Origin of the sequence: Nitrospirillum pindoramense, assembly GCF_007827955.1 — a bacterium.
Taxonomy (GTDB): Bacteria; Pseudomonadota; Alphaproteobacteria; order Azospirillales; family Azospirillaceae; genus Nitrospirillum; species Nitrospirillum amazonense_B.
This window is the reverse complement of the sequence record NZ_VITR01000008.1, coordinates 239,340-253,994: the sequence shown is the minus strand read 5'-3', so window position 1 is coordinate 253,994 and position 14,655 is coordinate 239,340. Positions and strand designations below refer to the sequence as shown.

Here is a 14,655-nt window from a genome sequence, read left to right as displayed (position 1 = left end):
GCGTCAGGGTTGGATGCCATATTTGGCGAATTCCGTGGCGACGTCCGCGTATTGCGCTTTCGCCTGGGCGATGTCGTCGGCGCCCGCCTCCGTCTCTCCTTTGCGCAGGTGCGCGATGCCCCGTCCGAAGAGCGACATGGAACTGTTGGGCCGCAGCTTCAGAGCCCCGTCATAGCTGGCGATGGAGTCGTCGTACCGGCCGAGCCGCAGCAGCACGAAGCCGCGACTATCCAGAGTTGCGGAGGTGGGCTCCTCAGCCTGTTTCTGGGCCAGTGCCGCGTCGCAATCGGCCAAGGCCCCCTCAAGATCGACGTTGGCCAAGGCCTTCGTCCAGCACATGTTGTTCAGGGACCAGGGATTGGTGACCAGCGCCCTGGCGGCCGCGAAATCCTTCGCCGCCAGATCAGCCTTTTGTTGCCGGGAATAGGCGATGCCCCGCATGAGCAGGTTATTGGAGTCTTTTGCGTTGATTTCCATCGCCGCTGTGTAAGCGGCCACCGCCGCTTCCAGGTTGCCAGCGTCCATCGCTAGCCTTCCCTGCATCTGCCGGGCCGCTATATAGCTCGGGTCCAGTTTCACGGCAGCGTCCAGATCGGCCTGCTTTGCCGCCCTGTCGGTATCGGGGCGAACGGCCGCCCGCATTGTGTAGGCCGCCGGCGTTGGCTGGATTTCCAGTGACTGGGTCAACACACGCACGGCGTCAGCGTTGCGCTTGAGCCAGGCGTAAATATTGGCTGCGGCAATATACGCCGCTGTTGTGTTCGGGTTGGCGTCAACGACGCGCTGCCCTTCCGCCAGCGCCTTATCCGGCATGCCCATGGTGAAAAAAATCTGTGCGCGATAGCTATAGCCGTCCAGCCATTCGGGGTGCTGGTGCAATACGGCGGCGAGGTCGTCCAGGGCGCGGTCATAATCCTTCATCCGGATATAGGCCTGGGCCCGGTGCGTCAGCGTGAATTCGTTATTGGCGTCGATTTCCAGTGAGGTCGACAGGGCCGCCACGGCCTCCTTCAATTGGCCGCGCTGTGCGGCCACCAAGCCCCTTCCTTGAAACACATACGCATTGCGGGGATCGATGGCGCTCGCCTTATCGAAATCCTGATCCGCTTGATCCAGTTCACCCAACCAGTAATGGGCAAGGCCCCGGTCAGCGATTGCGGTTGCCATTTTGGGATTCAACGCTTCCGCCTTGTTGAAGTCCGCGATGGCCTCTTTGTATCTCTTCGCCCGCATCAGGTTGTAGCCACGATCGGTGTATTCGTCGGCGGTCGTGAGTTGCCGGCCTAGGAGGGTTTCGATGTCCTTGGGCGTTGCCGCATAATCACGCGGCATGTAGACGTAAACGGTGCTGTTGTTGAGCTCCCGCAGCGCTTGTTGCACCGCTGGGGCATCCTTGGCCGGGAACTCGGGGGCGATGCTGCGCCGGGTCGCCTCGACGGTTAAGGTTCTGCCTGCCAGCGTCGCTACGCGGTGATACTGCGTGGCTCCGATGGTACGGTCGACATTGGCGCCGTCGCTGACATGGAATCCACCGCCATCGTAGGGCAGCAAGATGGTTTCCACATTCCGCGTATAGGTCGGGAAAGCCACGGCGTAGGGCGCGTCTTCGTGGGGGCCGGGGGTACGTTTCAGGTCGGCTTTGTACCCCATGCCAACCCCGTCGATTTCATATCGGTTGTATTGCCAGTCCATGCGGGCCACGCCGTCCATGATCAGCGTTTCCGTCTCCGCCGTGTCGTCATAGGTGGCGGACACCGAGGTCACGTCGACGAAGTCATATTGCTTGCGCCAATATTCGTTCAGGCCGCGCTGCAGATCGGCGGGCATGAGATTGGCCAGCTGTTGTTTCAGGCCTATGGCTGCGATGCCGGTGAAAACGCTTTCGACATGTATCGGTGCGGGGGGATGTATCCCAGCGGACGCGTCGACGCGTACCGTGGTGCTGACGGTGGGGCGGTCCAGAGGGCCGGGCATGATGGGGATCAGCGTTGCCCCCTTCTCGGCCAGCGGTAATCCCCAATGAAAACTCGGAGTGGGCAGGCGATCCAAGGTGCGGTCCTCCATCCGTGTCCCGTCCAGCCAATAATCCTTGCCGCCCACCGTGGCACGGACCAGGACGTGATTGAAGTGCTGCAAGGCCGGCAGGCGCGCCTCCATCCCGTCACCGTCCACGGTGTTGACCAACACCGCGCTGGCGGTGATGCCCAGTTCGTGCAGCAAGGCAAGCAGCAACGCTGTCTTGGCCTTGCAGTCGCCGAACCTGCGGCTCCAGGTTTCGTCCGCCGTCGCTGGCACCAGCGCCCCGTCATTCAGCCCCAGGAAGACGTAGCGGACTTGATCCTGCACCAGGGTCAGCGCCGCTGCCGCCTGAACCTTGGGGTCGGGCGACAGGGCCCGCAGCCGCGCCACTTCAGCCTTCAGCGGCGATTGCTCGGTCAAGGTGGCCGCGTGAGCGAACAACGGGTGCATAAGGCTGGAGACGGCCGCCCATGAGGCAAAGTCGCTGACCTGGATCTCGCGACGCTGCACGAAGCGCGTCGGCGCTCCTGCCGGTTGTATCAGCGCCTGTGTGTCATCCTGCGCCAGCGTCAGCTCCACCGTTTCGCCGTCCCGGCTTTCCTTGGCGCCGGGCAGCGCCTCGCTGGCTTTCCAGTGGGGTGATTGCTTCCGGGGCCACAGGGCACGCAACGACAGATGGCCGGTGGGCAGGTCCGCGAGGGCGGTCAGCGTCCAGTCGGCCGCCCCTTTCAGCACGGGGTCGTTGCGTTTCAAGGTGTAGGCGAGGTTCAAGATGTCGCCCACGCGCAGGTCCTCGGGTTGCAACGCGGCGGTCAGCACGCCGTCAAGCGCCGCATACTCAAGGTTTTGTTCACGGCGGAGGACAGTGAAGGACTGCCTGGCCAGCACATCGATGACCTCACCATCACGGATGATGTTGAGTTTATGTATGATCAGGGTGTCGGTGGATGGCTTCCACGGCAGGGTCAACGTCCCGACGGCGGCCAGGCCCTGCGGTGTCTGAATTCGGGTCGCCGTCTCAAGGAAGAATTCCGTGCCGTTCGGCGTGAAATTCAGTTGCTCATCTTGCAGCAACAGTTGAATGGCGGCCTCGCCCTTCGGGCCTATCTTCGAGGGGAGGGCGGGTTGCTTTACCCAAGCAGCGGCGGGTCCCCGCAGAGGCGCGTCGGTGGCCTTGGCCTCGCCCGGCTGGATGCCCCAAGCAAAGGACAATACAATCCACGCCCACATATACCGCATCGGCTACCCCCAAAGATTAATACGCTTGAGGATAGCGGTCTCGCCGGCATTTGCAATTCGGCGCTGGCGTGGTGTGGATGCATCTTTCGCGCAATTTTTGTGCAGATACCCCGTCCCTAAAAGCTCCCCGCCGCCGCGCGGTAGGTCATGCCCTCCACCCCGTGCAGGAAGCCGTTGCTGAAGCGCCGGCCGGGGCACAGGTCGCGCAGGCGGTCGCGGGCCGGGGCTACTGGCACGCTGCCGTCCAGCACGGCGCGGAAGGTTTCCGTCACCGCCACCATGTCGCAATCCTGCGGCGACAGGCGGAAGCGGGCCACCCCCAGCGAGCGTAGGCGGTCCAGGTCGCACAGCAGGTCCAGGTAGCTGCCCGACAGGGTTTGTACCCCGTTCACTGCCAGGAAGGGGGCGCCGTCCAAGGTGTCCAGGTCCATGCCGTCGGGATGCTTTTCACAGACATAGCGACAGCCGTCCTTATGCAGGCCATGTGCGCGGGCATGGTAGCAGCGGGCGGAGATGGCCAGCGGCAGCCGGCCGAAGGCCTGCACCTCAAGCTGCGTGCCCGTGGCCAAGGCGGCCCCCGCCAACGCTGCAATGGCGTCGGCTGTCAACTCGCCCGGCAGGCACACCCGCGTGGCGCCCTGGCGCGCCATCAGTTCCAGGGTGCTGGGGTTGTACACGGCGACCAGGGGGCCGATGGCGTGCGGGCGGCCGGCGCAGGCGGCCACCGCGGTCAAGTCGTTGGCCTCCACCAGGAAGTCGTCGCTGGCCGCCAGGTCCATCACGCCTTGGCGTTCGCGCGCCTGCATGACCAGGGCCAGGCTGCCCAGCACCACCTCCTTGCCGGCGCGGCGCAGCCGTTCCGCCACCTCGGGGATGTCGCCGTCGAAGAAGGGTGCCCGCTTGGAACACACCACCTCTCCCAGCACGACGGTGTCGACCGGCGCCTCATCCGCGATGCGGGCGTAGAAGTCGCGGCGCCGGGCCGCCGGCCAGTGGAAGTGCAGCGGGCCCAGGGTCAGCTTGGGACGGTCGAGGCTCATGATCATCCTCCCTTTCAGCGCCAGCGCCGGTCATAGGCGCCGGCGGTGGCGCGGCCGCCTTCCATCTCGCTGGCCAGCCCCCGGGCCAGGTCGGGCACGGTGAAGCCGCCCGACAGGGCGGCGTCGATGGCGCGGCGGAATTCCCCCACCACGCGGGTGACATAGGCGCGGCCCCGCTGGCGGCCCTCGATCTTCAGGGCACGGACCCCCGCCTTGATCAGGCCGGGGATGTGGTCGGCGGCGTTCAGGGAGGTCGGCTCCTCGAACAGGTATCCGGTGGTGCCGTTGGCCTGGAACCGTCCCTTGCACAGGGTGGGATAGCCGGCCGGCGCGCCCGCCGGGTGGCGGTCGATGGTGACATCGCCCAGCCGGGAGGTGACATCGCCGCCGGCCTCGCGCCGGAACTGGACGGCCCCGGCGGGGGAGCAGACGCCGTGCGTGTTGGGCGACTGGCCCGTGACATAGCTGGACAGCTGACAGCGCCCCTCCGCCATCACGCACATGCCGCCGAAGGCGAAGACTTCCGTTTCCACCGGCGCCACCGCCGCCGTCAGGTCCGTCACCTCCGCCAGGGTCAGCACGCGGGGCAGGACCACCCGCTGCACGCCGAAGGTCTGGGCCAGATAGCGGATGGCCTCGGGGGTGGAGGCGGCGGCCTGGACCGACAGATGCAGGCGCAAGCCCGGGTGATGGGCCTGGGCATAGGCCAGCAGGCCCAGGTCGGCCAGGATGACGGCGTCCGCGCCGGCCTCGGCCGCATTGTCCACCGCGCGGTGCCAGGTGGCTTCATCCCCCGCCTTGGGGAAGGTGTTGATGGCGATGTAGAGCGACCGTCCAGCCTTATGGGTGCGGGTCGCGGCGGCGCGCATCTCCGCCTGGCTGAAATTCAGGCCGGGGAAGTTGCGCGCGTTGGTCGCGTCGGCGAAGCCGCAATAGACGGCATCGGCGCCGGCCTCCAGCGCCGCGTCCAGGGCGGCCGGGGTTCCGGCGGGGCAGACCAGGGACAGGGATGGCGCGCTCATGGCCGGATCTCCGTTACCGGCTGGCTGGCGGGCTGTATCGCCGCGCGTGCCGCCAGGTGCAGCAGGCTGTCGATCTCGCCATACCAGCGCCGCCCCAGGGACAGCAGGCGCGGGGGCAGCCGGTCTGCCAGGTCGCGCTCCAGCGTGACGTCCGCGCCATCCACGGCGTTGCGCAGGATCAGCACCGCCTCCATATCGCCCTCGATCATCAATTGCCGGCTGAAGAACAGGGAGTCCCCGTCCACCCGCCCTTCCAGCAGGGCCAGCAGCGCACCCAGCGGCGCCCGCAAGGTGGCTGCCGCTGCCGGGGCGGCGTTACCCTCGGCGATGGGCCAGAGGCCCGGCCGAGCCCCCGCCGGCCGCAGCAGGAAGCGCACCGGCAGGTCGCTGGGATCGACCAGGAATGCCCGCTCCCCCAACACCGCCAGCCGGTCGAACACCCCCTGGTGCCGACGGCGCAAGCGGTCGAACGCCGCCTGTGCCAGGCGCGCGGCAACGGGCCCCGTCAGGGGCCGGCCCAGCAGCGGCAGGGGCGGCATCAGGCGCGCCGCCAGCCCGGCCAGCAGCACGGGCGACAGGGGGGGAGGGTCGGTTGGGTCTAGGCTCACGGGATCATCCCCAAGGCTGCCCCAAGGCTGCGCGAAACAGGCTGTGCGGCGGCGGGTGGAAAACCAGTCGACTGTGGGCGGCCGCTGCCGGGAATGTCGTTGACATGGCACAATAATGCGGCGGCGTTGCCCTTGAAACGCCCCCCACCCATCCCGATAAAAGGGAACGGTTTCAGCCACGCATGGTGCGGCCCCCGAATGCCTGCTAATCCGTATTACAATGGTCCGGTGACGGATCATTTTGATGGCGTCCGCTTTTTCAACCCCGGGCAGGCCCCTACAGACCGAAGCCTCTCGGAAATATTGCGCTGGCGCTGGGGCGGAACCCGGCCGATTTGGCCTGAGGCCGCTCCCGGGCGCCAGGTCCGTCCCCGGGAGCGGGTGGACGGCCTGGCCATCACCATGATCGGTCACGCCAGCGTGCTGATCCAGGTGGCCGGCCTGAACCTGCTGGTGGACCCGGTGTGGTCGGAACGGGCCAGTCCCTTCCAGTGGATCGGGCCGCGCCGTGTCAACCGGCCGGGCGTCGCCTTCGATGACCTGCCGCCCATCGACGTGGTGCTGCTGACCCACAACCATTACGACCATCTGGATGTGGGCACGCTGCGGCGGCTCTGGGCCGCCCACCGACCCCGCATCCTGGCGCCTCTGGGCAATGACCGCGTTGTGGCGCGCGAGGTGGGGCCCCTGCCGGTGGAAACGGGAGATTGGGGCCAGACGATCGCGCTCGGCCCCGCCATCACCGCCTGTTTCCACCCGGCCTATCACTGGTCGGCGCGACGCCTGGGTGACCGGCGCATGGCGCTGTGGTGCGGCTTCGTGCTGCGCACGCCCCATGGGCCGGTCTACATAGCGGGCGACACCGGCTATGGCGACGGCGCCATCTTTCGCGATGTCCGGCGGCACCATGGCGCGCCCACCGTCGCCATCCTGCCCATCGGCGCTTATGCCCCGCGCTGGTTCATGAAGCAGCAGCACTGCGACCCGGCGGAGGCCGTGCGCATCCTGGCCGACTGCGGCGCCCGCCAGGGCCTGGCCGTGCATTGGGGCACCTTTCCCCTGTCGGACGAGGAACGCCTGGCCCCCCCGGAAGAGCTGGCCCAGGCCCTGGCGCGCGAGGGTCTGGGCCCCGACCGGTTCAAGGCCCTGGAACCGGGAGACGTCTGGACGGCGCCCTGACGCGCCCGGTCAAGGCGCCGCCTTCCGTCAAAAGTCCAGCGTCAGTGTCAGCAGTTTGACGTCGATGGCCAGCCACACCAGGAAGACCAGGGACAGCGCCACGAGCACGGCCCAGACAATGCTCCAGGGGCGCCGCCCGGCCCGGGTAGCGATGTCGTAGGCGTTCCAGATGGCGGCCACGGTGCCGGCAATGGTGGCCAGCAACACCAGCTGCATCAGGCGCATCCAGATGTCCAGCCGGCCATCCAGGGCATCCACACCGTTGTTGATGACCGACAGCATAATTCCCCAGCCCAGGACGAAGACCAGGACCAGCCAGGCCGCGGCCCGTGTGGCGCGATGCAGGACCAGCGCCCGCCCGGTGATGCCGGGGGTATAGCGGTAGCGGCGGCGCACCAGGGCGACGACGGGCCAGGATAGGGCGGTCAGGGCCAGCACGCCCAGGGCCATCGCCATCACCGGCGTGATCCAGCCGGCGTTCAGCGAGCCCGGCGCCGGCACGAACTCGATGATGGGGGCGTAGGCGCCGATAGAGAACATGACCACCTTGCCGTCCTTCACCACGGCCGCCAGACGCTCCTTGCCTTCCGCGTCCTGCCACAGCCAGGGGCCGACCTCGCGCCAGCGCTTCGGCACCTGGGCGGCGTTCCGCAGGGCGGAGACGGTGATGGTGTCGTCATCGTTCGCCACGATCTGGGCCTCGCCCAGCAGGCTGAACAGGCGCATGAAGTTGGTCTCGGAGCCGCGGCTGCTGATATAGTGCCCGGCCATGAGCCGGGCGTGTTCCTTGGCGGTGGGGGCCGTGGGCAGCTCGGGCTTGGGCTGGGGGAAATAGCGGTCCGTGAAGTCGACGAAGATATGCTCCCGCAGCACATGGGCAGCAGCCTCGCGCCCGGCGCTGTTGAAGGACATGTAGAGGCCGACGCCGTCGTCGATGAACAGGTGCAGGTCGGAATGGAAGACGTCGGTGTCGCCGCCATGGCCCACGATGCGGCGGCCGTTGCGGTCCTCATGGTAGAAGCCCAGCCCCATGGCGGGCAGGCCGGGATAGGGGGTGTTGGCGTTGGCGTACATCTGCTCCGCCGTCGCCTTGTCCAGCAGCGGCCCGCCATGCGCCAAGTGGGCGATCATGAACTGCGCCATGTCGGCGCCGGTGGCGGACAGGGCGCCCGCCGGCGACATATCGATGATCTCGAACGGCTGCGGTTCCTTGGACGCCTGCTGATAACCCTTGGACATGCCACCGGCCAGGTTGGCCGGCAGCGGCTGGACGAAGGTGGAATGCTGCATGCCCAGGGGCGTGAAGATATGGTTCTGGATGTATTGGGCGAAGGGTTCGCCCGACACGCGCTCCACGATATAGCCCGCCATCGAGGCGCCGTAGTTGGAATAGGCCGGGATTTGTCCCGGGGCGTAGATGCGCGTCGGCACCCAGCGCTTCATCGCCTCACCCAGCGGCTTGGCCAGCTTGGGGTCGGTCAGCAGCAGGTACTTGGCCGTCTCCTCGAACCCAGGCGTGTGCGTCATGATATGGCGCAGCGTGATCGGTTTGCCGAAGGCCGGGGGAATCTTGTAGTCCAGATAGTCATTGACGTCCCGGTCCAGGTCCAGCTTGCCGGCCTGCACCTGCTGCATCACCGCCGTCCAGGTGAACAGCTTGGAGATGGAGCCGGGACGGAACAGGGTGCCGGCGGGGTCCACCGGCTTCTTTTCCTTGACGTCGGCATAGCCGAAGCCGCGCTGAGTCAGCACCTGGCCGTCCTTCACCACCACCACCACCGCGCCGGCGATGTCGCCGGTCTGCAGGGCGTAGGGCATGTAGCCGTCCAACCAGGTGTCCACGTCCGCCTTGGTCAGCGTGGACGCGGGCGCCGGTGGACTTTCGGGGGCGGACGTTGGCACCGGGGGCGTGGGCTTAAGGTCGGCGGGGGACTGGGCCGCGGCGACCGAGGCCAGCGCGGCCATGAGAAGCGCTAAGAGGCGAACCTTCCACATCTTGTCCTGTCCTTGCCTTTAGTAGCGGAAGCCAAGCGTGGCCCCGAAGGAGCGGGGGCGCACGATGGCCGCGGTGACGTTGCCATCGAGGGCCGACCCGGCGGTACCGACATCCAGGATGCCGCGGCTGTCGGTCAGGTTGCGCACGAATGCCTCGATCCGATAGGGCCCCATGGTGATCCCGGCATGGGCGTCCACCTGGCTGTAGGCGCTGAGGTGGTGTTGACCGTAGCTGGTGTCGAAGGCCGAAAGGCGATCCCCGGTGTAGCGCCAGCTGACGCCGGCGAACCCGTCGACCGCTCCACTCAGCGGCCGCTGATATTCCACCGCCAGGGTGGAGGAATAGCGGGCGCTATAGGGCAGGCGGTCGCCCTTGAGGCCGCCGACCAGCGGGGGCGCGTCGCTGGTGAGCGTGGCATCGACCAGGGCCCCGTTCAGCGACACGGTCAGGCCGCTCATCGGCTTGACCGTGACCGACGCTTCGATGCCCCGGCTGCGGGCGGAACCGCCATTGACGTTGACGCCGTAGCCGTCGACCGAACTGAACAGCTGGATGTTGTTCCAGTCGATGTAGAACCCCGTCAGTTCCAGTGACAGCCGGCGCCCCCACGCCTCGGACTTCACGCCGATTTCATAGTTGGTGGTGGTGTCGGCGCCGAATTGCCGGGGCACGGCGCCTGGTGCCGTGGGCGGCAGCACGTTGGGGCCGCCGGGGCGGTAGCCGCGCGCCACGCGGACATACAGGGTGGTGTCCTCGTTCGGCTTGAACGATGGCGCCACGGAATAGGTGAAGACCCCGTCCGAGGAACTGGCGGTGTAGTTCGCGTCGCCAGCCAAAGGGCCGCTGCCCAACTGCACCGCATCCTGTTCGTTGTGGCTGTAGCGCCCGCCGACCGTCAGGTCGATCTGGTCGGTGATGTGCAGGGTACCGCTGGCGAAGCCGGCATATTCCTCATAGCGGGAGTTGAGCCGCGCATCGGCCAGGTTGGCGAAGTCGGCGATGGGCGCCCCGCTGAGGTTATCCACGCCGTTAATCAACTGCATGATGGCGTTCCGCTCCCGCGTGTAGAAGCCGCCCACCGTCCAGTCCAGCCGCCCGCCGTCGGTGGACGCCAGGCGCATTTCCTCTGTGAAGCGGCGCTGCTGCACCCGCTGCACCTGCGACGCGCCCAGGGGCACACCGAAGGCCCCCGTCAGCAAATCACCGTAAAGGCCGCTCACATCCACCAGCGCATCCTGGAACAGGGTGCTGTAGCTGGTGGAGGACAGCAGCTGCACCGGGCCGAAATCATAGGTGCCGGTCAGGTTGTAGACCCGATACCGCATGTCGTTGGGCTGGGCGACCACGCGCGCCTGCCGGTAATCGCCCAGAGCCGGACGCAGGGTCATGGGGTCGACGTCGACCTGGTTGGTGCCGTTGCTGTCCAGGTTCTGCACGACCACTGACCCGCGAAGGGTGAGAGCGTCCGTCGGACGGAACAGGGCGGAGACGCGGCCGCCATAGGTGCGGCCGTCGTTGATGTCCTTGCCGCGCTGGTCGTCGATGAACCCGGGGTCCCGGCGGTAGAAGCCGCTGGCCCGCACGGCCAGGCTGTCGGCCAGCGGGACGTTGACCGACGCGCGGCCGGACCAGCCGGTATCGCCGTGGGCCACGGTCTCGGTGCTGACCTCGGCGGCCGTGTGAACGCCGTCCGTGCTGGGCGCCACGGTCACATACTTGATGAGGCCGCCCAGGGAGTTGGCGCCGTAGAGCGTGCCTTGGGGGCCGCGCAGCACCTCCACCCGTTCCAAATCCGAGGGGTCCAGGTCGGGGGTCAGGATGGCCCCGTTGGCCAGCGACGTGGCCGATCCATAAGGCGTTTCGTCCACATAGGTGGCGACCGTCGCCCCCACCCCGCCGGTATTGACCCCGCGCAAGATCAGGCGCGCCTGGCCCGCCTGCGTCTCCACCAACGCGGCGCTGGGCACGCGGGTGAAATAATCGTCCAGCCGTTCGGCATGGGCCTGCTGCAAGGCTTCGGCCGAGACGGCGGAAACGGACTGGGGAACGTCGATCAGCCGCTCGGTCCGCTTCTGCGCCGTGACGATGATTTCGTCCAGCACGTCTGACGCGGCGGATGCGGCCGCCGGTCCTGCCGCGTCCGGTGCCTGTTGCGCCCAGGCGCCGGTGTTGGCGGCCAACGCCGCCACGCCAGCGCAGAGGAATGCCCTGGTTCCCCGCATTTGCCCGATCTCCCTGATCGTTATCTGGCGCGTATGATGGCAGGTGTTTCAGATTTGGCAACAGTGTTTCTGTAACGCGAATGGCTGGGCGTCGTGGTGCTGGTTTTCCGTCAGGCCCTGATGCAACTTGGGGGCCTTGGAAAGCTTGAGCATGAAGGAGACGCACGTATGGCCAAACCTGCCCCGGACCGGGCCCATCCGGCGCTGGCCTTGCGGGCGGCGCGGGTCAAGCAGGGGCTGACGTTACGGGCGCTGGCGGCCCGTATCGGCATGCCGTTCTCCACCCTGTCCAAGCTGGAGAACGGCAAGATGGAAATGACCTACGACAAGCTGCTGCGCTTGGCGCAGGGGTTGGGCGTGGACATCGGCACCCTGGTCAGCGGGGCCGGTCCTGAGACGCCGGCCCCGCCGGCGGGCGGCCGCCGCAGCGTATCCCGCGCCGGCCGTTCCCCCGGCGCCACCTCCGACCTGCACGCCCATCAGTACCCGGCGGCGGACTTGCTGGGCAAATTGATGGTCCCGATCATCATTGAGGTAAGGGCCCGCAGCGTGGAGGAAATGGGGGGCATGGTGCGCCATTCGGGGGAGGAGTACCTCTACGTCCTGTCCGGCGCCATGGAACTGCATACCGACCTTTACGCCCCCTTGCGCCTTGAGGCCGGCGATTCCGTCTATTTCGACAGCGGCATGAGCCATGTCTACGTGCGCGTGAGCGAGGAGACGTGCCGCGTGCTGTCCGTTTGCGCCGGGCCTGGAATCCAGCGCCTGGCCCAGTCCGCGGCCAGGGCATGGAAGCTGTCACCGGCCACGGATGAGGAAACGGTTTGAACCGCTGTTTCTGATATTGAAACAGCGGGCGGGCTGTGTGATGCTGACCCCATCATGCAGATCGCACCCCTCAACAGTGGCATAACCACCAGGGACACCCAGGCATGGCCGCGGCCCGTGGTGGCCTGGTCGGTCGTGACCCTTTTCTGCGTCGCGGCTATCCTTTCCTACACGGACCGGCAGATCCTGAGTCTGCTGGTGGACCCGATACGGGACGACCTTGGCATCAGCGACACCCAGATCGGGGTGCTGCAGGGTGTCGCTTTCGCGCTCATCTATTCCATCGCCGGGCTGCCGCTGGGTCGCCTGGCCGACATCCTGCCGCGCCGCGCCGTCATCTGGGCTGGCGTCGGATTGTGGAGCATCGGCACGCTGCTGTGCGGCTACGCCCCCTCGTTCTGGGTGCTGTTCGCCGGCCGCCTGATCGTGGGGGTGGGGGAGGCGGCCTTGGCCCCTGCCGCCATGTCCATGATCGCCGACATGTTCCCGGCCGAACGCCGGGGCCTGGCCACCGGCGTCTTTGTCATGGGCATGACCATCGGCGGCGGCGTCGCCATCGCCATCGGCGGTGCCGTGCTGGGATTGGCGGCATCCGGCGGCTTCCAGGGCATTCCCCTCCTGGACGGGCTGGCGGCCTGGCGCGCGGTGCTCGTGCTGTTGGGCCTCGCCGGCCTGCCGCTGTTGCTGGCCCTGCTGCCCATCCGCGAACCCGCGCGACGCAGTGAAGTATCGGCGGGCGCGGCTGGCGGGCAGGAGGCGACGGCGCTGCGCGAGATTGTCGCCCAACTGGCGGCCGTGCGCGCGGTGCTGATCCCGGTCATCGTCTGCTGCGCCTTCATGTCCGTCGGCGACTTCGCCCTCATAGCCTGGGCCCCGGCGCTGCTCAGCCGCCGCTACGCCATGACGCCGGATGCGGTGGGCCTGGCGCTGGGCTCTCTGGTCGTCGCCGCCGGCGTGGTGGCGACGGTCGCGGGTGGTGTCATCAGCGACGTCGCGGTCAAGCGGTACGGTCCCCCCGGCCGCATCTGGGTCGCCACCGTCTGCGCCGCCCTGGCCTTTCCTTTCGCTCTGGTGTCGCTGACATCGTCCCCGTCGCAAGTGCTGGCCGCGGTCACCCTGTGGACCCTGTTTTCCAGCGCCGCCGGCACCATCGGCATCACGGCGGTGCAGGAGATCGTGCCCAACCGGGCCCGGGGCCTGACCGTGTCCTTTATTTCCTTCGGCAACATCCTGCTGGGCCTGGGCGGCGGCGCCACGCTCACCGGCTATGTCACCGACCACGTCTTCGCCGATCCCTTGGCCATTGGCCAATCGCTGACGCTGGTCATCGCCCCGCTGGCGGGGGCGGCCGCCCTGCTTTTCCTCCATGCCTCCCGAACCGCTCGGAGTGTCAGTCGGTGAGCCTTTCCATTACCTATCGCCGGGACGCCATGCGCATGCGTGAACCGTTCCGCATCTCCGGTTATCTGTTGAACGCCATGCCCGCCGTCATCGTCACCCTGGGTGACGGGACCCACTTCGGCCATGGCGAGGCCGCCGGCGTCTACTACCTGAACGACGACCCGCCCCATATGGAGCGGGAGATCGAGCGGGTGCGCCCCGCGCTGGAGGCGGGTGTGGACCGCCTGGGCCTGCAATCCCTGCTGCCGCCGGGGGGGGCCCGCAACGCCCTGGATTGCGCCCTGTGGGAGTTGGAGTCCCTCCAAACCGGCACACCGGTCTGGCGGTTGGCCGGCGTTCCGGAACCCAGGCCCCAGGTGACCACCTTCACCCTGCCGGCCGACGATCCGGCGGAGATCCTGCGCCGGTTGGAGGGCTTCACCGGCGCCACCGCCATCAAGCTGAAGCTGGAGGGCGATTTGGCGGCGGACACAGAACGGGTGCGGGCCGTACGCGCCCGGCGGCCTGACGTCTGGCTTTCCGTCGATGCCAACCAGGGCTTCGGCGCGACGGACCTGGAGCCCCTGGCCGCCCTGTTGGTGGACCAAGGCGTGGCACTTCTGGAGCAGCCGGTCCGGCGGGGCAGCGAGCATCTGCTGGATGGCTGGGACGCGCCGCTGCCGGTCGCGGCGGATGAAAGCATCCTGGACCTGGCGGAACTGCGGCGGCACCAGGGGCGCTTCGACATCGTCAACATCAAGCTGGACAAGTGCGGCGGCCTGACCGAGGGGCTGGCCATGGTGGCGGAGGCCCGGCGCCTGGGCCTGGGCGTCATGGTCGGCAATATGGCGGGCTCGGTGCTTTCCACGGCGCCGGGATTCGTGCTGGCCCAGCTGTGCGATGTCGTTGACTTGGACGGGCCTTATTTCCTGGCGGAACCCGGTGCCGACCGGGGCATCTATCAAGCGGGAAAGGTCATGGTCCCGGCCCACTTCTGGGGGGTGGGCTGATCCGACGGCGGCGGCCCCTTCGCTTCTAGGGGTATCTCTCCCTGGTGCCCGTTGGCGGCGGCTTGCCAGCTCGACGGAACCGGGCGGCGGACTAGTTTCTTGTCCGCTGTCG

General features: G+C 67.5%; 10 protein-coding genes. 4 read left to right on the top strand and 6 right to left on the bottom strand.

Translation table 11 applies throughout. The features are described 5' to 3' along the window. Positions 1-3: 3 nt before the first annotated feature. From FBZ90_RS15440 to ubiT, 4 genes are all read right to left on the bottom strand, one after another. A complete protein-coding gene (locus tag FBZ90_RS15440) occupies positions 4-3,258 on the bottom strand; it encodes a DUF3857 domain-containing protein (RefSeq protein ID WP_145733560.1) in 3,255 nt (1,084 codons plus the stop codon). Positions 3,259-3,374: 116 nt separating this feature from the next. Further along, the gene (gene ubiV / locus FBZ90_RS15435; protein ID WP_145733558.1) at positions 3,375-4,298 is read right to left on the bottom strand and encodes a ubiquinone anaerobic biosynthesis protein UbiV; all 924 of its coding nucleotides are present in this window, start codon (positions 4,296-4,298) and stop codon (positions 3,375-3,377) included. Positions 4,299-4,312: 14 nt separating this feature from the next. After that, complete coding sequence (gene ubiU, locus FBZ90_RS15430; protein ID WP_145733556.1) at positions 4,313-5,320, bottom strand: ubiquinone anaerobic biosynthesis protein UbiU; 1,008 nt, start codon at positions 5,318-5,320, stop codon at positions 4,313-4,315. Continuing rightward, positions 5,317-5,928 carry a ubiquinone anaerobic biosynthesis accessory factor UbiT gene (gene ubiT, locus FBZ90_RS28665; RefSeq protein WP_145733554.1) on the bottom strand — a complete coding sequence of 204 codons (612 nt, stop codon included), beginning with the start codon at positions 5,926-5,928 and terminating at the stop codon, positions 5,317-5,319. Before ubiT ends, ubiU begins: the two co-directional genes overlap by 4 nt. Before the next feature lie 381 nt (positions 5,929-6,309). On the opposite strand from ubiT, the gene FBZ90_RS15420 reads away from it, so the two are divergent. After that, a complete protein-coding gene (locus tag FBZ90_RS15420; RefSeq protein WP_246130435.1) occupies positions 6,310-7,107 on the top strand; it encodes an MBL fold metallo-hydrolase in 798 nt (265 codons plus the stop codon). Positions 7,108-7,134: 27 nt separating this feature from the next. Here the strand turns inward: FBZ90_RS15420 and FBZ90_RS15415 are convergent, their stop codons facing one another. Both FBZ90_RS15415 and FBZ90_RS15410 read right to left on the bottom strand, forming a co-directional pair. Next, the gene (locus FBZ90_RS15415; RefSeq protein WP_246130434.1) at positions 7,135-9,102 is read right to left on the bottom strand and encodes a serine hydrolase domain-containing protein; all 1,968 of its coding nucleotides are present in this window, start codon (positions 9,100-9,102) and stop codon (positions 7,135-7,137) included. Positions 9,103-9,120: 18 nt separating this feature from the next. After that, a complete protein-coding gene (locus FBZ90_RS15410) occupies positions 9,121-11,325 on the bottom strand; it encodes a TonB-dependent receptor (protein ID WP_145733550.1) in 2,205 nt (734 codons plus the stop codon). Between the two features lie 168 nt (positions 11,326-11,493). Here FBZ90_RS15410 and FBZ90_RS15405 point away from each other — a divergent pair, with 168 nt between their 5' ends. From FBZ90_RS15405 to FBZ90_RS15395, 3 genes are read left to right on the top strand one after another with little or no spacing between them, the layout of a single operon-like run. Further along, entirely contained in the window at positions 11,494-12,153 is a 660-nt protein-coding gene (locus FBZ90_RS15405; RefSeq protein WP_145733548.1) for a helix-turn-helix domain-containing protein, read from the top strand. Positions 12,154-12,207: 54 nt separating this feature from the next. Further along, positions 12,208-13,554, top strand: coding sequence for an MFS transporter (locus FBZ90_RS15400; RefSeq protein ID WP_145733546.1), 1,347 nt, complete (start codon positions 12,208-12,210; stop codon positions 13,552-13,554). Next, complete coding sequence (locus FBZ90_RS15395; protein ID WP_186455825.1) at positions 13,551-14,543, top strand: dipeptide epimerase; 993 nt, start codon at positions 13,551-13,553, stop codon at positions 14,541-14,543. Before FBZ90_RS15400 ends, FBZ90_RS15395 begins: the two co-directional genes overlap by 4 nt. Positions 14,544-14,655: the final 112 nt, after the last annotated feature.

Bases quoted from the DNA above. Each gene is read 5' to 3' on its own strand.
- FBZ90_RS15405 (WP_145733548.1), top strand. From the start codon at position 11,494: ATGGCCAAACCTGCCCCGGACCGGGCCCATCCGGCGCTGGCCTTGCGG.
- FBZ90_RS15400 (WP_145733546.1), top strand. From the start codon at position 12,208: ATGCAGATCGCACCCCTCAACAGTGGCATAACCACCAGGGACACCCAG.
- FBZ90_RS15415 (WP_246130434.1), bottom strand. From the start codon at position 9,102: ATGTGGAAGGTTCGCCTCTTAGCGCTTCTCATGGCCGCGCTGGCCTCG.
- ubiV (WP_145733558.1), bottom strand. From the start codon at position 4,298: ATGAGCCTCGACCGTCCCAAGCTGACCCTGGGCCCGCTGCACTTCCAC.
- FBZ90_RS15440 (WP_145733560.1), bottom strand. From the start codon at position 3,258: ATGCGGTATATGTGGGCGTGGATTGTATTGTCCTTTGCTTGGGGCATC.
- FBZ90_RS15410 (WP_145733550.1), bottom strand. From the start codon at position 11,325: ATGCGGGGAACCAGGGCATTCCTCTGCGCTGGCGTGGCGGCGTTGGCC.
- ubiU (WP_145733556.1), bottom strand. From the start codon at position 5,320: ATGAGCGCGCCATCCCTGTCCCTGGTCTGCCCCGCCGGAACCCCGGCC.